Here is a 20,907-nt window from a genome sequence, read left to right as displayed (position 1 = left end):
TGCAAGGATAACAGCGCAAGCGCAATTCGCCAATGTCTTTTTCCGAACGGCGACCAAAAGTGGCTGATGCAACATGCTGCAAATTTTTCGGAAAAAACTATTTGCAAGTCGCGAAGGTTTGGCTATAAGCGCCGCACACCGACGAACCGGCCAAGCGCCGCTTCCTGCTGGGGAATAGTTCAACGGTAGAACGACGGACTCTGACTCCGTTAATCTTGGTTCGAATCCAGGTTCCCCAGCCAATTTTCTCTAGAAGATTATGTTTTTGTTGGCGTTTTGATTGCGTGTCATGATTGCTAATCATATCCGCAGACTTGATAGCCTATGTCGAATCGCTGCACAGAAGCTGGCTTAACGCTTCGGCGCAGCGGCGGACTGGACCCTCAGCCCATCAAGCTCCGCCTCGCTCAACGCACGCACTGCCCCCTTATCCAGATCACCCAGAGCGAGATTACCGATCGCGACGCGGATGAGGCGCAGCGTGGTTATGTCGAGGTGTTCGAGCATGCGGCGGATGTGGCGGTTCTTGCCTTCGTCCAGTTCGATCTCCAGCCAGGAATTCTTTTCGCCTTCGCGCAGCTTTATCGCGCGGCGGGCTTTTAAGGTTTCGCCGTCCTGATCGATACCTTTCGTCATTGCCTCCAGCATCGCGTCGTCGACGAGCGTGTCGATCTGGACGTGATAGGTTTTCGGCACATGGGTTTCGGGATCGAGCAACGCATTGGCGAATTGGGTGTCGTTGGTGAAGAGGAGAAGGCCCTCGCTCGCCTTGTCGAGCCGACCGACAGGGGAGAGGTGGGTGTGGTCGTGGCATTTCAGGCAATCGAAGACGGTCGGGCGGCCTTCGGGGTCATGGCGGGTGGTGACGAGGCCGCGGGGTTTGTTGAGCATCAGATAGACCGGGGCTTCGGCCGCGACCTCTCTGCCATCGACGGCGAGCTTTGCGGTGTCGAGGTCGATCCAGGCTTCCGTATCGGTGACGGTGCGGCCGTTGACGCTGACTTGGCCGGCGCGGATGAGATCCTCGGCTTGCGTGCGTGAGCAGAAGCCGAGTTTCGACAAGGCACGCGGGAGCGTGACGCGTTTGCCGGAGGATGGCGCGGCGGGTTTTCGGGCGGGGGCCGCCGGCGACCGACGGTTCTGTGTTGGTTTGGGGCGTTGGGGCTTTTCGTTCATTTCCACATTGTTCCTGCGCAGGCGATCACGCCTTCGCTCGACTCTGAGTTTGCGGCGCGCCCTCTGGCCTGCCGGCTGCCGGGGCAGAGCCACTTGTCTCTGCCCGCTCTTCGAGCCCCCCACAAGTGGGGAGATCACAAGCGGCACCGACACGCTCTATTTCTAGTCTCGGTTAAACAGCTACGTAGAACCATTTGCCTTGCGGGACGGTCAGGACCGGTCTTGTCCAGCCTTCCCTGTTGACCCATCCGCCCTTGCCATTCTATGCCCGGCTTCGTCCAGTCCTATATGGTCCGGATGTGATCAAAACCCAATTGCCAAACCCAGTTGTGACGAAGAGAGACGCCGGTGAGCCAGGATAACATTACGACAGACCTCGTGACGCTGCGCGATTACTGGCGTTATGCGATTTCCCGTTTCAATGCGGCGGAGCTGGGTTACGGCCACGGCACGACGACGGCCGGGGACGATGCGGCGTTTCTGCTGCTCGATTCACTCAACCTGCCGATCGATGCGCTCGATCCGTTTCTCGATGCGCGGCTTCTCACCTCCGAGCGCAAGCTGCTGGCCGAGCGGATCGAGACGCGGGTGACGACGCGCAAGCCTTCGTCCTATATTACCGGCCATTCCTATATCCAGGGCGTACGCTTCCATGTCGACGAGCGGGTGATCGTGCCGCGGTCGCATATCGGCGAGATCCTGTTTTCCGAATATCTGGGCGAACAGGGTTCGGCCTATCTGCCTGATCCGTTTGCGGTGGAAACTGCCGTCGATATCTGCACCGGTTCTGGCTGCCTTGCGGTGCTGGCGGCAAAGTTCTTCCCTAATGCGGCGATCGATGCGGTCGATCTTTCGGCCGATGCGCTGGAAGTGGCGAAGATCAACGTGGCCGAACATGAGGTTCAGGAGCAGGTTTCGCTCCATCAGGGCGATCTGTTTGCGCCGCTCAAGGGCAAGACCTATGATCTGATCATCACCAATCCGCCCTATGTGGATCATGCCTCGATGGCCGGTTTTCCGGCAGAGCATCAGGCGGAGCCGGCAATGGCGCATGATGGCGGCGAGGATGGGCTCGATCTGGTGCGCCAGATCCTTGAGCAGGCCGGCGACTATCTCAACCCGGAAGGCGGGATGATCTGCGAGATCGGCTCGGGCCGGGAAATTCTCGAGGAGGAATATCCGCATCTGGAATTCCTCTGGCTGGAAACGGCTGAATCGCAGGATGCCGTCTTCTGGATTTCGGCCGAGGCGCTGAAGGGTTAAACCACCGCCATTTCGACATTTTTCGTTTGCGCAGCGATCAACGGGGCGGCATGTTCCGGTGATGGTTGAGTGTGGAGACGAAAGATCATGGCGGCTGCGGATGTCATCGTACTTGGAGCCGGCATCGTCGGCATTTCGACCGCCTTGCAACTTGCCCGTCGCGGCAAGGCTGTGGTTCTTGTCGACCGCGGCGAGCCGGGTCGCGAAACTTCCTATGGCAATGCCGGGCTGATCCAACGCGAGGGGGTCGTGCCTTACGGCTTTCCGCAGCAGTTCGGCCAGATATTGCGCAACGCCATGAACAACCGGATCGACTCGCATTTTCACTGGCGGGCGCTCCCTTCCGTCTCGTCCTTCCTGGCAAAATACTGGTGGCACTCGAACCTTTCCCGTCACCAGCTGATCGCACGCGCCTATGCGCCGTTGATCGAGCATTCGATCTCCACCCATAACGAGCTGATCGAGGAAGCCGGCGCGCAGGCGCTGATCGCCAAGGATGGCTGGACGGAGCTTTTTCGCACACCGGCCAAACGGGATGGCGAGCTTCGCGAGGCCGAAAGGCTGAAGCAGGAATACGGCGTGGCGTTCGAGGCGCTTTCGCCCGACGATCTGGCGGCGAAAGAGCCACATCTCTCCCGGGATTTCGCCGGTGCATTGCGCTGGGAAGATCCGTGGTCGGTGAAGGATCCGCTGGCACTGAGCCAGGCCTATGTGCGGCTGTTCGAAAAGCTTGGCGGCAAGGTGCTGAAAGGCGATGCACGCAGCCTTTCGAAAACCACGAGCGGATGGCGGATCGTGGCGGGGGAAGGCACAGTGGAAGCCAAGGACGTGGTCGTGGCGCTCGGGCCGTGGTCTGACGTGGTGACGAAGCCGCTCGGTTACAGTTTCCTCGTCGGGGTGAAGCGCGGCTATCACATGCATTATGCGCCCAAGGGCAATGCGGTGCTCAACGGCTGGCTGCTGGATGCGGAGCGCGGTTATCTTCTGGCGCCGATGAACCAGGGGATACGGCTGACGACCGGGGCGGAATTCGCTCGCCGGGATGCGCCGAAAACGCCGGTGCAGTTGGCACGTGCAGAAGCGGTGGCGGCTCAGGTCTTTCCGCTTGGCGAGAGGCTGGACAAGGAGCCGTGGATGGGTGCGCGCCCCTGCACGCCGGACATGATGCCGGTGATCGGCAAGGCACCGCGGCATGAGGGCCTGTGGTTCGCCTTCGGCCATGCGCATCATGGGCTGACGCTCGGGCCGGTGACCGGCCAGGTGATCGCCGAGGCGATTTTGGGCGAAAAGACGCTGATAGACATTTCGGCCTATCGGCCGGAGCGTTTCAACGCCTAGGGTTATGCGCCTGAGGTTTTGGGCCTAAGGAGCGATCGCCTTGGCCGGGCTGGCTTTTGGCAAAAAGCCGGGTTAGGCTTCGTGGAACAATCAAAGGGAACGATGCCCGGATGATCGCCCCTGATCCGCCGGGCCGACATGACGATGGCACGTTATCTCATCTACGACGCCAGATTTCTCGATCGTTAGCGGGCCTTTTTGCAGGCGTGAACGGGCGTTTTTCGCCTTGGGTTCGATTGGATTTTCTGGTGTTTCATGAATGATGTTGCCAATGCCAAAAGCTTTTTCGATGCCAATCCCGATATCGAGGTTCTCGAAGCCTTCGTGATCGATGCGAACGGTGTTCCGCGCGGAAAATGGGTGCCGCGCGAACGGGCGCTGGACGTGCTGGACAAAGGCATGGCGATGCCGCGCTCGGTCTATGCGCTCGATGTCTGGGGTCGGGACGTCAATGCCGCCGGACTGGCGCAGGGAACCGGCGATCCGGACGGGCTATGTTTTCCCATTCCCGGAACGCTGTCGCGGATCAACTGGCTGAACCGGCCGACGGCGCAGGTGCTGCTCGGCATGCGCGATCCGGACGGTTCCGGGTTTTACGGCGATCCGCGGCAGGTGCTCGCCAATGTGCTCAAAGGGTTTGCGAAGATCGGGCTGACGCCGGTGGTTGCGACGGAACTGGAATTTTATCTCATCGACCCGCTGCGCTCGGCGCTCGATCCGGTCAGGCCACCGAACTCGCGCGAGGGGCGCTGGCATACGGGCCAGACGCAGGTGCTTTCGATCTCCGAACTGCAGGATTTTGAGGATGTGTTCCACGGCATTGCCAGTGCGGCACGGGCGCAAGGCATACCGGCCGACATGGTGGTGCGTGAAAACGGACCGGGCCAGTATGAGATCAATCTCAACCATGTGCCGGATGCGCTGAGAGCCGCAGATTATGCGGTGCTTCTGAAGCGCATTGTCAAGGGCGTGGCACGGGCGAACGATCTCGATGCGACCTTCATGGCTAAACCCTATGGCATGCAGGCAGGCAGCGGCATGCATGTGCATTTCTCGCTGATCGACGAGAGCGGGCGCAATGTCTATGCCGGCGAGGACGGGCCTTCGGAAATGCTGTTCCATTCGGTCGGCGGGTTGCTGGAGAATATGGGGGAGAGCATGGCGGTGTTTGCGCCACATGCCAATTCCTACCGGCGCTTGAGGCCATCGGAACATGCGCCGACCTATGCATCCTGGGGGTTCGACAACCGGTCTGCGGCGGTCAGGGTGATCACGGCTTCGAAGCCTGCGACGCGGATCGAGCATCGGGTGGCGGGTGCCGACGTGAACCCGTATCTGGCGCTCGCCATGATCCTCAATGCCGCGCTTTCCGGCATCAAGGAGAAGCGTAATCCGGGCGGTGCGATTACCGGCGACGAGCACGCGATCAATCATGATCCGCTGCCGACCAACTGGGACTATGCGCTGCGGCAGTTTGCCCGATCCACTTTCGCCTATGCCACACTCGGCCCGAAATACCGGTCGCTCTATAGTGCCTGCAAGGCACAGGAACTGGCCGAGTTTTCGCTGCGCGTCACCGACGTGGAATATGACGCCTATATAAGGACGGTATGAGATGACGTTTCGAGACAGCGCCACCAATCCCGGCCATACCGGCTCCTGGTATGCGGCAAGCGCCAATGACAAGCGCGTGCGCCTTGACCTTGCAGGCGATATCGAGACTGACGTGTGCATTATCGGTGCCGGCTTTACCGGCATATCGGCGGCGCTGGAGCTTTCGGAGCGCGGATTTTCGGTCGTTGTGCTGGAAGCGGAGCGGATCGGTTTTGGCGCATCCGGGCGCAATGGCGGGCAGATCGTCAACGGTTACAGCCGCGATCTGGAGACGATTGCCGGGCGCTATGGGAAAGACAAGGCGATCGAGCTTGGAAAGATGTCGCTCGAAGGCGGCAATATCATCCGCGAGCGGGTGACCAAATATGCGATCGATTGCGAGCTTGAGCATGGCGGTTTCTTTGCGGCCTTTACCGACAAGCAGATCCGCGAGATGGAGCATCACAAGACCGACTGGGAACGTTACGGCCATACAGGGCTGGAAATGGTGTCCAAGGCCGACGTGGCCAAATATGTAAGGACCGACCGTTATGCGGGCGGGATGATCGACAAGCTCGGCGGGCATATCCATCCGCTCAACCTCGTGCTTGGCGAGGCGCGCGCGGCGGAAAATCTGGGTGCGAAGATTTTTGAAGGCTCGCGGGTGATCGCGGTCGATACCGACAGGAAGCGTCCGGTCGTCAGCACGGGCGGCGGCTCGGTGACGGCATCCTATGTGCTGATCTGCGGCAATGCCTATCTGGCACCGCTTTTCCCGCAGGTACATGGCCGGATGATGCCGGTGTCGAGCCAGGTGATGGTGACGGAACCACTCGAGTCCTCACTGATCGAGGATCTGCTGCCGGCCAATTACTGCGTCGAGGATGCCAATTATATTCTCGACTATTATCGCCGCACCGCAAACAACCGGCTGCTTTATGGCGGCGGCATCGGTTATGGCGGCAACGATCCGAAAAACCTGACCGGCGTGATCCGTCCCAACATGCTCAAGACGTTTCCGCAGTTGAAGGACACGAAGATCGACTATGCCTGGAGCGGCAATTTCGCGCTGACGCTGACGCGTATTCCGCATATGGGGAAACTGTCGGACAAGGTCTATTTCTCCCATGGCGACAGCGGCCATGGGGTAACAACGACGCATCTTCTAGGAAAGATACTCGGCGAGGCCGTGGCCGGCCATGCGGAGCGTTTCGATGTCTGGGCATCGATGCCCAACCTGCCCTTCCCCGGCGGACGGATGTTCCGCGTGCCGCTGACGGCACTCGGTGCATGGTATTACGGGATAAGGGATAAACTGGGCGTCTGAGAACGCCCAGTCATCACACAGCTGCTTGCGGGAAATGTCCCTTAAGGAAGTAGGTCGCGTGGGTTCGCACGATCGACTTGAACTGTGCCGAAATCTGCGCCGCTTCCGCCGGAACCATCAGTGCGAGGCGCAAGGTGGCGCCGGCCATGTGGAACATGACGAACAGGGTCTGCGCATAGCTTTCACGCAGCGGTTCGGCAACGAAATGCCGGGTGAGCTGATAGAAACCCTCTGCCTGAGCCCGCGTCTCGGCGATATCGAGATCGGCCAGCGTCTTGTCTGCCTGGATCGCATTCAGAAGGTCCTGGGTAGACGGTTCCTGGCGCATCCGCTCGTAATACATGTCGAACAGATCGTCGGTTGCCTTCAGGGCGTCATCTGCGGTTTCGATGTGGGAGACGTGGCCAGCAATCAGCTCGCGAACCTCTTCGACATAGAGCTCATAGAGCATGGCGATGATGGCCGACTTGTTAGGAAAATATTGGTAGACCGAAGCGATGGGACCGCCGGAAAGCGCTGCGATCTCCTTCATGGTGACGGCATCAATACCCTTCTGACCGATCAGTTCCTTCGCGACTTTCAGGATCTCGCCGATACGCTCACGACTTCTTTCCTGTTTCGGCACCCGGCGAAGCGCGGCACGTCCCGCGCCATGGCTCGACTCCTGCATGCGATCCCTTTTCCACCCAACACTCATTGATCGAACGCTACCGGCGAAACCGATAACGCTAATTGAGTGTTATACGTAGAAAGACCAGTTTCAGATCACCAAGCCGGACAAAAAATGTAAATAAAAGTTTAATTCACTAAGAATTGTCGCTCCGGGCGAGATATCGCTCAACTATTTTCCCGCCAGAGTTTTTCCAGCCTGCCGATTGCATCCTCTACGATTTGCGGAACCGAAGCGTCGATATCGACGGTCACCACATTGACCTCACCTTCCGGGCTTTCAAGCGTTGCAAGCTGACTTTGCAGCAAGGAGGTCGGCATGAAGTGACCCTTACGAGCGCCCATGCGGGAGGCCAAAAGCTCGGGCGAGCCTTTGAGGAACACGAAGTAGAGCGAATCACCGCCAGCGGATCGAAGTCTTTCGCGATAGATCTTCTTCAAAGACGAGCATGTCACGACAATATCTTCGCCCACAGAGCGGGCCGCCTTCAGTTCGTTGCCGATGATATCCAGCCACGGCCAGCGATCTTCGTCCGTCAACGGCGTCCCTTCCGCCATCTTCTTGACGTTCGCCTCCGGATGCAGCCGATCTCCTTCGACGAACTTGCAGCCGAGACGGCTTGCCAGAAGATTGGCAATCGACGTCTTACCGGCGCCGCTAACCCCCATGACGATGATCGCCTTCGACATTCCTTCTCCTCACTGCTTGTGTTTGCGCATCTGACGCGACGAATTCTATTTCAATCTTGCATCCCTGCCGATGACGAGCGGCATCAGCACGGACAGGAACATCAGCCTTAGCACATGATGAGCGCCGACATAGGTGGGATCGGCATGAAGCATGACGGCCATGGCGGCCATGGTTTCCAGTCCGCCGGGAGAAAACGCGATCAGCGCCGCATCCAGCGGCACATTGGCGAAATAGGAGACGATAACGGCAATGCCCCCCGCAAGCGCCATGACGACGACCGTGACGACCAAACCCGAAACGATGGCGAGGCGCAGATCGGCGAAGGACAGGCCGGAAAAGCGCGAACCGATCAGCGAGCCGAGCAGAACATAGATTGGGATCAGCAGCCAGTTGGGGACAGTGCCGGAGACGGAACCGGTGATATGGGTGGAGATGGAGACAAAAACGCCGCCAAGCAAAAGGGCCGCGGGAAACTTCCAACGCTGGAAAAGCAGGCCGAAACCGGCTGAAACGATCAGCATCACGACGAGGATCGGCATGCTCATCGCGTCGGGCAGCACGATCACGTCGGTGTCGGCCAAATCAAAGAATTCAACGATCAGCGGGACACTGATCGTCAGCGCAAGCACGCGCACGCTCTGGGAAATGCTGACGGCGCGAAGATCACAGCGCATTTCGGCAGCGAGACTCAGAACATAACCCAGATGGCCGGGCGATGCGGCAAGAAGCGCTGTCGTGCGATCGTAACGAAACAGCCGCTGAAGCACCCAGGCTGCGGAAAAAAGCAGGATGACAATCGCCACGAAGACCATGACGAAGCTGAGCGGCCAGGTACGTGCCGCAACAAAAATCTCCGGCGTAACTGTCGAGCCCATCGATATGCCGATGATGACGAAGCAGGCGTTGCGGACGAGAAGCGGGACACCCAGACGAAGTCCGGCTAGACCAGCAAAGGTGACTGCAAGCGCCGGTCCGATGAGATAGGGCGCCGGAAAGCCTATGGCGATGGCTATAAGTGCGCCGGCAGTTCCGATCAGCAACGTTACAAAAAATTGGCGCAGTTCAGGAAAATTCATACAGACCGGACCTGATACCTGTCGGCGCAACAGGCTACCGACACGGCAGGCTGCCGGCATGGCAAGACATAATTCGTTCTAGCCACTGCGGCAGGAAGGTCAACCAAGTGCGGTCAGCAGAAACAAAAAACGCCGGAGCGACCGGCGTTTCTCATCAAAAAAGCTTGGTGAGATCAGGCCGCAGGGGCGACAACCTTCTTCATATCGACGGCATCGAGGCCGAGAAGGAAGTTGATCTGCGGGCGCGCCTTGACCAGATCGTCGATCGTGTATTCGGCCAGAACGTCGAAGAAGGCGTTGAGCGCCTTGCGAAGCGCGGAGTTGAGACCGCAGCTATCGACCAGAGGACATTCGATCGCACCATCGTCCTCGAAACATTCCGCCATTGCGAAACTATCTTCCGTGACGCGCACGACATCAAAAAGGGTGATCTTATCGGCAGCACGGCCGAGCTTCACACCACCGTTACGGCCACGCACGGTCTCCACCAGACCAGCCTTGTTGAGCGGCTGAAGGATCTTGAACAGAAACAGTTCGGATACGCCATATGCCCTGGCAATTTCCGGAATGCGGCTGAGATGGCCGTGATTGGCTGCACAATACATCAGCATTCTTACGGCATAATTGGTCTGTTTGGTCAGGCGCATGATGGTCTCCGAAGACTCGAGAGAACTCTATATAGACGCTTCCCTAGTTTTGAACAATTCCAAAATAGGAAAATCGGGATCATGTTTTCAAGTGCACTAATTCACCGAACACACAAAAAAGCAAATCCTGAATTAAACAATCAACATAAAGCAGCCACTAGGTGCGGTTTTCCTGGTGGTGATTACCATCTGCTTACACCCGCGCCAGTGGACGATCCTTGATAAATGACATTCATACCAAGGCTGTGACAAATAGGTTCAGCACCAGCAGTGATCGACCGCCGGAAGTTTTTCGCGAGAAAATTGCAGGCCTTCTGAGACCATCTACCAGGAAAAACGCGCTGCGCCAGCGAACCACTCACACGCTTCGCGCGCCTGTTTCACCGCATGCCGTTCGCGCCAAGTCATTAGCAGGCTTTGTCTGACATGATTGAAATATGCCGCGAAGATGGCTCAACCGATAGACATCGCGATAGCAATTGCTGCGGAAACGCCCAGAGTTATCGTGATTGCCAGGATGCTCAGGCCAACACGCGCCAAATACGCGCGACGGGCACGCTTTTCGTCCCATTCGTAGACCATGATACAACTCCCACTCCTACCCGCGTCAAATTAGGGCAACTGGCGACCACGTCAACCTTTCGTGAGGGATAGTTGATTAAGCGAAAGCTGGATGGCGGATACGATCATACCCGCCATCGATAGTGTCCAGATTATTTCATGACCGGCATGACGAATTCCGCGCCGTCCTTGATACCGGAGGGCCAACGGGCGGTGATCGTCTTGGTCTTGGTCCAGAACTTGATCGAATCCGTGCCATGCTGGTTAAGGTCGCCGAAGGACGACGCCTTCCAGCCGCCGAAGGAATGGTATGCGAGCGGAACCGGGATCGGCACGTTGATGCCGATCATTCCGATGTTGATGCGGGATGCGAAATCGCGGGCGGCATCGCCGTCACGGGTGTAGATCGCTACACCGTTGCCGTATTCATGTTTCATCGGCAGCGACAGGGCGTCTTCGTAATTCGTCGCGCGAACGACGGAGAGGACCGGGCCGAAGATTTCCTGCTTATAGATTTCCATGTCCGGCGTGACGTTGTCGAACAGCGAACCGCCGACGAAATAACCGTTTTCATATCCCTGCAGCTTGAAGCCGCGGCCATCGACGAGAAGCTTGGCACCCTCTTCGACACCCTTGTCGATCAGGCCGTTGATGCGCTCCTGCGCCGCCTTGGTGACCACCGGGCCCATGTCGGCCTTGTCATCGGTATAGGGGCCGATGCGCAGGCTCTCGATCTTGGGGATCAACTTGTCGACCAGTCGGTTGGCGGTTTCCTCGCCGACCGGCACGGCGACCGAGACGGCCATACAGCGCTCGCCAGCGGAACCGTAGCCCGCGCCCATAAGCGCGTTCACGGCCTGATCGAGATCGGCATCCGGCATGATGATCATGTGGTTCTTGGCGCCGCCGAAGCACTGGGCGCGCTTGCCGTTCTGAGCTGCCGTTCCGTAGACATAACGGGCGATCGGGGTGGAGCCGACAAACGAGACGGCGCCTATATCCGGATCCGTCAGGATCGCATCAACGGCGGCCTTGTCGCCGTTGATGACGTTGAGGATGCCAGCCGGGAGACCTGCCTCGATCATCAGTTCGGCAAGCCGGATCGGCAGGGACGGATCACGCTCGGAAGGCTTCAGGATAAAAGCGTTGCCGCAGGCAATCGCCGGGGCGAACATCCACATGGGGATCATGCCGGGGAAATTGAACGGGGTAATGCCAGCACCGATGCCGACCGGCTGGCGGATCGAATACATGTCGATCTGCGGGCCTGCACCCTCGGTGAACTCGCCCTTGGAAAGATGCGGAATGCCGATGACGAATTCGCAGACTTCCAGGCCGCGGACGATATCGCCCTTCGAATCTTCGACCGTCTTGCCATGCTCCTTCGACAGCATGACGGCAAGCTCATCCATGTTCTGGTTGAGCAGATCGACAAACTTCATGAAGACGCGGGCGCGGCGCTGGGGATTGGTGGCAGCCCATGCCGGCTGAGCGGCCTTGGCGTTTTCGACTGCCGCGCGAATTTCGGAAACGCTTGCGAGCGCGACCTTGGCCTGTACTTCGCCGGTTGCCGGATTAAAGACGTCGGCGGTGCGACCGCTGGTTCCGGCGACATGCTTGCCGCCGATGAAATGACCGATTTCCTGCATGGTTTCCTCCTGGTTTCTGTGACAGCCAGAATGTCACTCGAAATTGCGCAATTCAACGCGATAGTTTACGCAACTGTTGTGCAAATTTCGACATTAGAGGGTAGCGCCCGTGGACTGGGATGATGTCAGGATGTTTCTGGCGGTGGCGCGCACCGGCCAGTTGCTCTCCGCCTCACGGCGGCTCGGTATCAACCATGCGACGCTCGGCCGGCGGATGACGGCGCTGGAGGATGCGCTGCAGACGCGGCTTCTGGTGCGGAGAACCAACGGTTGCACGCTGACGGCGGAAGGCGAAGTGCTGCTGGCTGCGGCCGAAAAGATGGAAACCGAAATGCTTTCGGCGCAGGCAAGAACGGCCAGCACCGACACGGTGATTGCCGGAACGGTGCGGATCGGTGCGCCGGACGGTTTCGGCGTCTCCTTTCTCGCATCGCGGATGAGCCGTCTTACCCGCCGGCATCCGGAACTGAAGATCCAGCTGGTGCCGGTGCCGCGGCATTTTTCGCTGTCGCAACGGGAGGCGGATATTGCGATCACCATCGAGCAGCCAGAACAGGGGCGGCTCGTTTCCTCCAGACTTACCGATTACACACTCGGGCTTTATGCATCACGGGCCTATCTCGATACCGCCGGAGAACCAAAGACTGCCGAAGAGCTGAGACGGCATGCGCGGGTGGGCTATGTGGAAGACCTGATCTTCTCACCCTCGCTGAATTTCACCGGCGAGATCATGCGCGACTGGGATGCAGGTTTCGAGATCTCGAGCGCGATGGGCCAGACCGAGGCGGTCAGAGCGGGTGCCGGCATCGGCATCCTGCATGATTATGTGGCGCGGCAACATCCCGAGCTCATCAGGCTCTTGCCGCAAGTCTCGCTCAAGCGATCCTACTGGACGACCTATCACGAAACATCCCGCGACCTTGCGCGGCTTCGGATCGTTGTCGAATACATCCGCGAACTGGTGGCGGCGGAAAGCCATATCTTCGTCGCCGGTTGACGGCAAAGACGAAAAAGCCCGGCTGGAGCCGGGCTTTTGGTGCACCTTGAAATCAGGCGACGAGAAGCGCTGACGGGGGTAATTTCAGCGCAACGGCAATACGTTTGAGCTTGGCCGGATCGGCATTCAGGCCTTCCTCGACGCCTACGATCTCCTCATGTACGAGGCCGGTGGTCAAAGAAAGGTCATCGATGCTGTAGCCGGCGGCAAGGCGCGCTTCGGCAACGGCTCTTGCTACTTGACCCGAAAGAACAGCGCCGCTCTGAGATGCCTTGATGTTGCTAATTGAGACTGTCATGGTTTCATCCTTCTTGAAAAAACCCGGCGTTTGCGACGGGTGAAGGGGGTCAAATGACCCATGGTGCGACACGCGGCCGCAGGACAAACATAGGCCATAATCCGCTTTGTGCAATAGGCAATTGTGCGCTGCACAACATCGAATGTGAAAAAACGGTGGCGCCTCCGTATCTTAGGTGGTCAAAATTCCGGCAGAACCAAAGCAAGCCCTGCGCGTTTATAAGGCAAACGAGGACAGGATCATGCCTTATTCAGCTTTCACAAAACCAGCGCATGGCGACGATCACGTCTATGGGATCGATGGTGGAACCGACGCGCAATTGCTGCAGACGGCGCACCGTCTGGTCGACATCTATCTGGTTTATCTGCGGGAGCATGAAACCGGCAGCGATCTGTTCGACACACGCGAGCTGCCGGTATCCAAGGGCAGCCTTATCAACGCCTTTCGTGTGGTGATCGCCACAGAAAGCCGCTCTGGTGTGCGGGCCCTGCTGGTGAAGGCCGGCATGACGCTGGCGCAGTTTCAGGAAAATATCGGCCCGCGCATGTCGTTCAAGCCTGCAAGCAGCAACGACAAGGCCCGCGACGGGCGCTGGCGGCCGGATTCGGGCCAGATCCGGCGCTTCGACCACGCACTGATGCGGCATGGGGAAGAGCGGACAAGGCTGGTGCGCATGTTCCGCCACGCCGCCGACATCGCTGAGCACAAGCCCATCCACGACGCCTGAATCGTATATCCATCCAAGGGCATTTCCGGAGGCATTGCGTTGGGTCAATGAAATCAACCGCAGCCTGTATAGGCTCAAAGCCAATTCGGACTGCAAGGATTCCACTCCCGGGATTTGTTCTCCCGAAAGCATGTATCCAGTTTGCCGCCGAGGGTTGAGGTGAAGTCTGAAATCCGTGAACCCTGCGCGACGATATCAACGATATCCGGGCGCAGCCAAAGGACGGTTCGATCTAGAGCCGGATGGTGCCGGATTTGCCATCTCCGCCTGAACGGTGGGCTGGGGCGACGCGACGGAGGCCGCGTCGTCCCACGAGGGACCCGGCCCAATCATGGGCCGGGTCTTCGTATTTCAGCTACCAGGATTTCAGCGCACGAAGCGTAGGCGTCTTCTTGAAGATATGCTCGTCCATGCGGGCAAGAAGCGTGTCGAGCAGCGTGACGGCTTCGGCAACCGCCGGCCCCTTGTTCAGCATGACGCATTCGGCATGGGCAGCCATGGCGGCATCGGTCATCTCTCCACGCGATGGCAAACCGTCCTTGACCAAGTCCTCCAGAACCTGCGTCGCCCAGACTGTGGGGACGGATGCCGCTTCGCAGAGCCAGAGGATTTCTTCCTGCATTTCGGCGACCCGCTCGAAACCGATCTCGGCTGCAAGATCGCCGCGGGCGATCATCACACCGAAGGGGCGACCGAGTGTGTGGGCGCGGGCAATCAAGGCCGGCAGGTTGCGGACCGCTTCCGGCTGCTCGATCTTGGCAACGAGGCCAAGCTTTTCGACGCGCGGCGGATGGTTGCCGAGCGCCTTCTCCAGCAGATCAAGATCCTCCGGCCGGCTGACAAAGGAATAACCGAGCATGTCGGCATTGCCAATGACGGCAGCAAGATCACCTTCATCCTTGGCGGTCAGGGGCGACAGGCCCAGTGCGGTATCCGGCAGGTTCAATCCTTTTTCCGGTTTCAGCTTGACGCCACCGGCCTTCACACGGGTCACCCTCAAAATCGCTCCTCCTTCGGAGACGCTTTCGACAACGGCTTCCAGCTTACCATCATTATAACGCAGCTTGTGGCCCGGCTCGACCCGTTCGACGATCTCCGGCAGTGAAACCGCCGCGCAGAAACGCACGTCTTCCGTCTGATAGGGTTCGCGCGAGGCGACAAGGCGGAAAAGATCGCCTGTCGTGAGTTTGGCGCCCTTGTCGGCCACAACGGCTTCCGTCCTGATCTTGGGCCCGGCGATATCCATCAGCACGGTGATCCGGCGACCGATCTTTTCTCCGGCGGCACGCACATGCCGCGCCATTGCCTCCCATGTGTCAGCACCATCATGAGCGCAGTTGATGCGAGCGACATCCATGCCGCGCCGGGCGAGATCAAGGATGAAGTCGGGATCGGTCGCCGCCTCTCCCGGCAGCGTGACCATGATGCGACCGCGGCGATGCGGGCGTCCGCTGCCGAGCAACCGCTGCGTCATCGCACTGAGCTCCGCCTCGCCGGCAAAAAACTGCGCTTCTGACGGCAGGGCATAGGGAGAGGTCATTCCCTGCATGGTAGACAGGGCTGAGAGCACGGCATCCAGCGTCGGCAGAACCCGGCTTTCCAGCCGGCCGAGTGAGGAGAGGCCGTAACACATCAGCCTGCGCTGCAGCGGCCGGATGTCGTGCCTGCGCAGGCAGAGATAATGGCAGAGGTTTTCAAGGCGATCCGCTTCGACATTCCCGGGGATAAGGCTTTCCAACAATGATCGCCCTTCGTCAGCGACGCGGTCACGCAATGCCCGAACCTCGGAGAAAAGCGTACCAAGCTCAAGCGTGCGTTCATCCGCATCTACGGCGGCGATGCTATTCGTGTCATGCATGTTTCGTCTCCTCCCATGACGACAATCCGGCCAGGAAAGAAGTCTGGCCTTTCAACATCACCCTGACATGACAGGCGCGCGTTGAGCCGCGTCAAAACCTGCGACGGCATATCGCACGGTGTTTATGCGCGGCGAATGATCGGGCCCGACTGGCGGCAGCGGGGGACCAAAGCCAGAAATGTCGCCCTTAAAGCTGGCAATCGTCAGCCCCTGCCCTATCCTGACGTCCATCGCGCAATAGTTGATTGATTGTCATAAAAAACCTCCACATTGCCGGAAGCGCGATGCCTCTTGAGAGGCGGACAATCCGCCAGTCCATGATCCATGTCATGAAACAGATCATCTAAATCGATTAGCATCAGAGGTGAGGAAAAAGAGAGGAGTTTTCAATGCAGCAACATTTGGTCCAAAAGGACGCCGCTTTTTCGCAGGCCGAGTATTTCGACCCCACCCGTCCACGCACGCAACTGTCGCAGGCGGAAGTGGAATTGATGGACCGGTACTGGCGAGCGGCCAATTATCTTTCGGTCGGTCAAATCTATCTTCTGGAAAACCCGCTCCTGCGTGAGCCGCTTCAGCCGCTGCATATCAAACCGCGACTCCTCGGCCACTGGGGCACGACCCCCGGCCTCAACTTTATCTACACGCATCTCAACCGAGTGATCAAAAGCCGCGATCTCGACGTCATCTATATATGCGGGCCAGGCCATGGCGGACCGGGCATGGTCGCCAATACCTGGATGGAAGGCATCTACAGCGAGGTCTATCCGGAGATTGCGGAGAATGAAGAGGGCATGCGCAAGCTGTTCCGGCAGTTCTCCTTCCCCGGCGGCGTGCCGAGCCATGTGGCGCCCGAAACGCCCGGCTCCATTCATGAAGGCGGCGAACTGGGTTATGCGCTGGTGCATGCCTTCGGTGCAGCCTTCGACAACCCGGACCTGATCGTTGCTTGCGTCGTGGGTGACGGCGAGGCAGAAACCGGGCCGCTGGCCGCAAGCTGGCAGTCCAACAAGTTCCTGAACCCGGCCCGTGACGGTGCGGTCCTGCCGATCCTGCATCTCAACGGCTACAAGATCGCCAACCCGACGGTGCTTTCGCGCATTCCGCATGACGACCTGAGAAGGCTGTTCGAAGGCCATGGTTATGCGCCGATCTTCGTTGAAGGCAACGAGCCGGAAGCGATGCACCGACTGATGGCGGATGCGATGGATCTGGCGACCGACATGATCCGCGCGATCCAGGAAGAGGCCCGCTCCGGCGCTGTTTCCGGCCAGGCACCGCGCTGGCCGATGATCATCCTGCGCAGCCCGAAGGGATGGACAGGACCGAAGGAAGTCGACGGCAAGAAGGTCGAGGATTTCTGGCGCGCGCACCAGGTTCCGGTTGCCACATGCCGCGAGAACGACAGCCACCGCAAGGTTCTCGAAGACTGGATGCGCAGCTACAATCCGGAAGACCTGTTCAATGCGGACGGCAGCCTGAAGGCTGAACTCAAGGCTCTGGCTCCGACCGGCGATCGCCGCATGGGCGCCAACCCGCATACCAATGGCGGCATCCTGCGCAAGGAACTGAAATGCCCGCCGATTTCCGACTACGCCGTCGATGTGACGGTGCCGGGGCAGAAGATCGTCCAGACGACGGAAGTGCTGGGCAAATACCTGCGCGACGTGATGAAGCTCAACGATACGGAAAAGAATTTTCGGGTCTTCGGGCCGGATGAGACGGATTCCAATCGGCTTGGCCCGGTCTTCGAGGCAACCGATCGGGTGTGGATGGAAAAGATCGAGCCCTATGACGTGCATCTTGCGCCTGACGGGCGGGTGATGGAAGTGCTTTCCGAGCACCTATGCCAGGGCTGGCTGGAAGGCTATCTGCTCACCGGCCGTCACGGCTTCTTCTCCTGCTACGAAGCCTTCATCCACATCATTGACTCGATGTTCAATCAGCATGCCAAGTGGCTGAAGGTGACGCGTCATCTTGAGTGGAGAAAGCCGATCAGCTCGCTCAACTACCTGCTCACCTCACATGTATGGCGGCAGGACCATAACGGCTTCTCGCATCAGGATCCGGGCTTCCTCGATCACGTTGCCAACAAGAAGGCGGACGTGGTGCGCATCTACCTGCCGCCGGATGCCAATACGCTTCTGTGGGTGGCTGACCATTGCCTGAATACCTGGGACCGCATCAACGTCATCGTCGCCGGCAAGCAGCCGGAGCCGCAATGGCTTTCGATCGAGGATGCGACAAGGCATTGCGAGGCAGGCATCGGCGTCTGGGACTGGGCCAGCAACGAGGATGATGCGATTGCGCCGGATGTGGTGATGGCCTGCGCCGGCGACGTGCCGACAATGGAAACTCTCGCCGCCGTAATGATCCTGCGCGAGGCGATCCCGGAACTGAAGATCCGCGTCGTCAACGTCGTCGACCTGATGACACTGCAAGCGAAGGAAGAGCATTCGCATGGCCTGACGGACGAGGAGTTCGACAAGCTGTTCACCACCGAGCGGCCGGTCATCTTCGCCTATCACGGTTATCCGTATCTCATCCACCGGCTGACCTATAAGCGCAACAACCACCGCAACATGCATGTGCGCGGCTTTGTCGAGGAAGGCACGACCACGACGCCTTTCGACATGACGGTGCTGAACCAGCTCGACCGCTATCACCTGGCGCTTGAAGCCATTGAACGGGTGCCGGAGCTGAAGGAAAAGGTTCCGCATGTGATCGAGATGCTCAAGGGCAAGCTCGCACTGCATACGGCCCATGTGCAGGAATACGGTGAAGACATGCCGGAAATCCGTGACTGGAAATGGACGGGTCTCACCGCCTGATCATAGGCGAACCGGTGGGATGATATCCCGCCGGTATGGCAATACCAGAGTGGGCCGCCGACTAAGCGGCCCATTTTTTTGTGCCTGCCGCATGGGCCAATCGACGGCAGGAATGGACAAGAAAATGTTAAATCAATTTTTATGATACTTTGTCAGATTTGAGGCAACAAGCCGCAGCGGTGCACAGCCCGCTGTAAGCCCTTTGTTAGCAAAACTGTCACAAATCTCAACGGGCACGCGCACAACACAAGAATGCACGGCACATCCAAGGACCCGGTTATGTTTGCAAAAATTCAGATTAAAACACTTTTACCATTGTTATTCGGCCTCGTCGTCACGCTCGGAATTGTCCAGGGCGCCTTTTCCATTCTCGCGGTCAATTCTCTCCAGGCCCAGGTCGACACCGTCGGCGAACGGGTTTCGCGGGCAACCCAGATGGGCGAAATGGAACGTCTTTTCGGCGATGTCCGCCGCAACGTCGCACTGCTGCTCAGCACTTCGACGCAGGAGGAACGCGCCAGCGCGCTTGCCGTGCTGAAGGCGGCATATGCCGCACGCAACAAAGCATTCGAAGCCTATGGCGCCAGTCTGACGACAGACACTATGCGTGCCAAATATCAGGCCACGGAAGCCGCAATCGACACCTATGAAGCGGCAGGCGGCCGTCTTGTTACCCTCCTGGGTGAAGGCGACATGGCTGCGGCCAAGAAACATGTGCAACAGATGACGGTCATGGGTGGAGAAGCCGTCAAGCTATTTGCCGAAATGGTCAGCCTGAACAAGGCAACCGGAGAAGCGGCAGTCAGCGAGGCAAAGGCAACAGCAAGTTCGTCGCTGGTGACAACGGTTATCCTGGTGGTCATCGTCGGCGTGGTCGGCGGGATTGCCGCTCTGCTCGGCTTCCGCTGGATCGCTCGGCCGATCGCCAGCATCACCCTGTCGATGAACGCACTCGCCGCCGGCAATACAGAGCATCAGATCCCGCATCGGGATCGCAAGGACGAGATCGGCGACATGGCAGCCGCTGTTTCGGTATTCCGCGACAACGCCATAGAGCGCGAGCGGCTGGAACGCGAAGCGGAAGCCAATGGCCGGCTTACAGAACAGGAACGACAGGCGCGCGAGGAGCAAAGTGCAAGGCAAGCAGCGGAGGTGAAGTTCGCGGTGGATGATATCGCCCGCGGCCTGAACCATCTTGCCGAAGGCGATGTGACCTACCGTCTGGCTACCCCGTTTGCCGGTGAACTGGACAAGGTTCGGCTGAACTTCAACGAGTCCATCACCAGACTTCAGGCAGCACTGCGGTCGGTTGGCGACAACGCCAAGATGATCGATGCCGGCGCGAGCGAAATTCGTGCGGCAACGGAAGACCTGTCAAAGCGCACGGAACAGCAGGCCGCATCAGTGGAAGAGACCGCCGCAGCACTGGAACAGGTGACTACCGCCGTCAAGGATTCCGCCGCGCAGGCAAGCACGGCCGGCGAACTGGTGAAAAAGGCCCATGATGGTGCCGAACGCTCTGGAGAGATCGTTCGCAAGGCCGTTCTGGCGATGCAGGAGATCGAGAAATCGTCATCCGAAATCGGCAACATTATCGGCGTGATCGACGATATCGCCTTCCAGACCAACCTGCTGGCGCTGAACGCCGGCGTAGAGGCCGCGCGTGCGGGCGACGCAGGCAAGGGGTTTGCCGTCGTCGCACAGGAGGTGCGCGAACTGGCTCAACGTTCGGCGAATGCCGCCAAGGAGATCAAGAACCTGATCACCAAGTCGAGCGCGCAGGTACGCGACGGGGTGGCGCTGGTTGGAGAAACCGGCACGGCGCTGCACACGATCGTATCGGAAGTGCAGGAAATCAACCGGAGCGTCTCGGCCATCGTATCGTCCACACGCGAGCAGTCTACCGGGCTTTCGGAGATCAACTCCGCGGTCAACCAGATGGACCAGGGTACGCAGAAAAACGCATCGATGGTGGAAGAGACAACCGCCGCAACGTACAGCCTTGCTTCGCAGGCTGCCGAGCTAACCGCCCTGCTTGCCCAGTTCAAGCTTGATGCGGAAGCGTCAGTTCGGGCCATCAACAATGCTGACCTGCGGGACAGGAGGGAGCCATCGCCGGCACGTGCGCTGGGCCAGCGGCTGGCATCGGCCTTCGGCTAAGAGTGACCGTCGTCTTCGAACATATCCGCCGGATCGAAAGCGACCC

Annotated in this window: 17 protein-coding genes and 1 tRNA gene; 9 read left to right on the top strand and 9 right to left on the bottom strand. The window is 59.0% G+C overall.

Annotation, left to right across the window (positions count from 1 at the left end):
• Nucleotides 1–168 precede the first annotated feature (168 nt).
• Nucleotides 169–242 (top strand) — tRNA-Gln (locus tag MRBLMR1_RS16125).
• Nucleotides 243–351: 109 nt separating this feature from the next.
• On the opposite strand, the gene MRBLMR1_RS16120 is transcribed toward MRBLMR1_RS16125, so the two are convergent.
• Nucleotides 352–1,176, bottom strand: coding sequence for a pseudouridine synthase (locus MRBLMR1_RS16120; RefSeq protein WP_148148090.1), 825 nt, complete (start codon nt 1,174–1,176; stop codon nt 352–354).
• A gap of 348 nt (nt 1,177–1,524) precedes the next feature.
• Here MRBLMR1_RS16120 and prmB point away from each other — a divergent pair, with 348 nt between their 5' ends.
• The 4 genes from prmB (at nt 1,525) to MRBLMR1_RS16100 (ending at nt 6,697) form a co-directional block, all read left to right on the top strand.
• Nucleotides 1,525–2,439, top strand: coding sequence for a 50S ribosomal protein L3 N(5)-glutamine methyltransferase (prmB, locus tag MRBLMR1_RS16115; protein ID WP_148148091.1), 915 nt, complete (start codon nt 1,525–1,527; stop codon nt 2,437–2,439).
• An 87-nt stretch (nt 2,440–2,526) separates the two neighbouring features.
• The gene (locus tag MRBLMR1_RS16110; RefSeq protein ID WP_148148092.1) at nt 2,527–3,777 is read left to right on the top strand and encodes an NAD(P)/FAD-dependent oxidoreductase; all 1,251 of its coding nucleotides are present in this window, start codon (nt 2,527–2,529) and stop codon (nt 3,775–3,777) included.
• A gap of 255 nt (nt 3,778–4,032) precedes the next feature.
• On the top strand, nt 4,033–5,391 hold the full coding sequence (locus MRBLMR1_RS16105; protein ID WP_148148093.1) for a glutamine synthetase family protein: 1,359 nt from the start codon (nt 4,033–4,035) through the stop codon (nt 5,389–5,391).
• A 1-nt stretch (nt 5,392) separates the two neighbouring features.
• Nucleotides 5,393–6,697: an NAD(P)/FAD-dependent oxidoreductase gene (locus MRBLMR1_RS16100; RefSeq protein ID WP_500065263.1), complete on the top strand. Its 1,305-nt coding sequence runs from the start codon at nt 5,393–5,395 to the stop codon at nt 6,695–6,697.
• A gap of 13 nt (nt 6,698–6,710) precedes the next feature.
• Here MRBLMR1_RS16100 and MRBLMR1_RS16095 read toward each other — a convergent pair whose 3' ends face one another.
• The 6 genes from MRBLMR1_RS16095 to MRBLMR1_RS16070 form a co-directional block, all read right to left on the bottom strand.
• Complete coding sequence (locus tag MRBLMR1_RS16095; RefSeq protein ID WP_148148095.1) at nt 6,711–7,367, bottom strand: TetR/AcrR family transcriptional regulator; 657 nt, start codon at nt 7,365–7,367, stop codon at nt 6,711–6,713.
• 167 nt (nt 7,368–7,534) lie between these two features.
• Nucleotides 7,535–8,056: a gluconokinase gene (locus tag MRBLMR1_RS16090; protein ID WP_500065261.1), complete on the bottom strand. Its 522-nt coding sequence runs from the start codon at nt 8,054–8,056 to the stop codon at nt 7,535–7,537.
• A gap of 45 nt (nt 8,057–8,101) precedes the next feature.
• On the bottom strand, nt 8,102–9,133 hold the full coding sequence (locus MRBLMR1_RS16085) for an AbrB family transcriptional regulator (protein WP_148148097.1): 1,032 nt from the start codon (nt 9,131–9,133) through the stop codon (nt 8,102–8,104).
• A 173-nt stretch (nt 9,134–9,306) separates the two neighbouring features.
• A complete protein-coding gene (gene rirA, locus MRBLMR1_RS16080) occupies nt 9,307–9,780 on the bottom strand; it encodes an iron-responsive transcriptional regulator RirA (protein WP_183823217.1) in 474 nt (157 codons plus the stop codon).
• A gap of 453 nt (nt 9,781–10,233) precedes the next feature.
• On the bottom strand, nt 10,234–10,362 hold the full coding sequence (locus MRBLMR1_RS16075) for a hypothetical protein (RefSeq protein WP_281388752.1): 129 nt from the start codon (nt 10,360–10,362) through the stop codon (nt 10,234–10,236).
• 131 nt (nt 10,363–10,493) lie between these two features.
• On the bottom strand, nt 10,494–11,990 hold the full coding sequence (locus MRBLMR1_RS16070; RefSeq protein ID WP_148148099.1) for a CoA-acylating methylmalonate-semialdehyde dehydrogenase: 1,497 nt from the start codon (nt 11,988–11,990) through the stop codon (nt 10,494–10,496).
• 109 nt (nt 11,991–12,099) lie between these two features.
• Between MRBLMR1_RS16070 and MRBLMR1_RS16065 the strand changes: the two genes are divergently transcribed.
• A complete protein-coding gene (locus MRBLMR1_RS16065) occupies nt 12,100–12,987 on the top strand; it encodes a LysR family transcriptional regulator (RefSeq protein WP_148148100.1) in 888 nt (295 codons plus the stop codon).
• Between the two features lie 52 nt (nt 12,988–13,039).
• Here MRBLMR1_RS16065 and MRBLMR1_RS16060 read toward each other — a convergent pair whose 3' ends face one another.
• On the bottom strand, nt 13,040–13,285 hold the full coding sequence (locus MRBLMR1_RS16060; RefSeq protein ID WP_148148101.1) for a helix-turn-helix domain-containing protein: 246 nt from the start codon (nt 13,283–13,285) through the stop codon (nt 13,040–13,042).
• A gap of 175 nt (nt 13,286–13,460) precedes the next feature.
• On the opposite strand from MRBLMR1_RS16060, the gene MRBLMR1_RS16055 reads away from it, so the two are divergent.
• Nucleotides 13,461–14,012: a hypothetical protein gene (locus MRBLMR1_RS16055; RefSeq protein ID WP_148148102.1), complete on the top strand. Its 552-nt coding sequence runs from the start codon at nt 13,461–13,463 to the stop codon at nt 14,010–14,012.
• A gap of 355 nt (nt 14,013–14,367) precedes the next feature.
• Here the strand turns inward: MRBLMR1_RS16055 and MRBLMR1_RS16050 are convergent, their stop codons facing one another.
• Nucleotides 14,368–15,870, bottom strand: coding sequence for a pyruvate kinase (locus MRBLMR1_RS16050; protein WP_500065257.1), 1,503 nt, complete (start codon nt 15,868–15,870; stop codon nt 14,368–14,370).
• A gap of 389 nt (nt 15,871–16,259) precedes the next feature.
• On the opposite strand from MRBLMR1_RS16050, the gene MRBLMR1_RS16045 reads away from it, so the two are divergent.
• Together MRBLMR1_RS16045 and MRBLMR1_RS16040 are read left to right on the top strand one after the other, a co-directional pair.
• The gene (locus MRBLMR1_RS16045) at nt 16,260–18,701 is read left to right on the top strand and encodes a phosphoketolase family protein (protein ID WP_148148104.1); all 2,442 of its coding nucleotides are present in this window, start codon (nt 16,260–16,262) and stop codon (nt 18,699–18,701) included.
• Between the two features lie 279 nt (nt 18,702–18,980).
• The gene (locus tag MRBLMR1_RS16040; protein ID WP_148148105.1) at nt 18,981–20,861 is read left to right on the top strand and encodes a methyl-accepting chemotaxis protein; all 1,881 of its coding nucleotides are present in this window, start codon (nt 18,981–18,983) and stop codon (nt 20,859–20,861) included.
• Nucleotides 20,862–20,907: the final 46 nt, after the last annotated feature.

The sequence above is a fragment of the Neorhizobium sp. LMR1-1-1.1 genome, from assembly GCF_040675795.1.
In the GTDB taxonomy this organism is placed as follows: domain Bacteria; phylum Pseudomonadota; class Alphaproteobacteria; order Rhizobiales; family Rhizobiaceae; genus Neorhizobium; species Neorhizobium cellulosilyticum.
The sequence above is the reverse complement of the archived record's forward strand: the minus strand, read 5'-3'. Positions and strand labels throughout refer to the sequence as shown.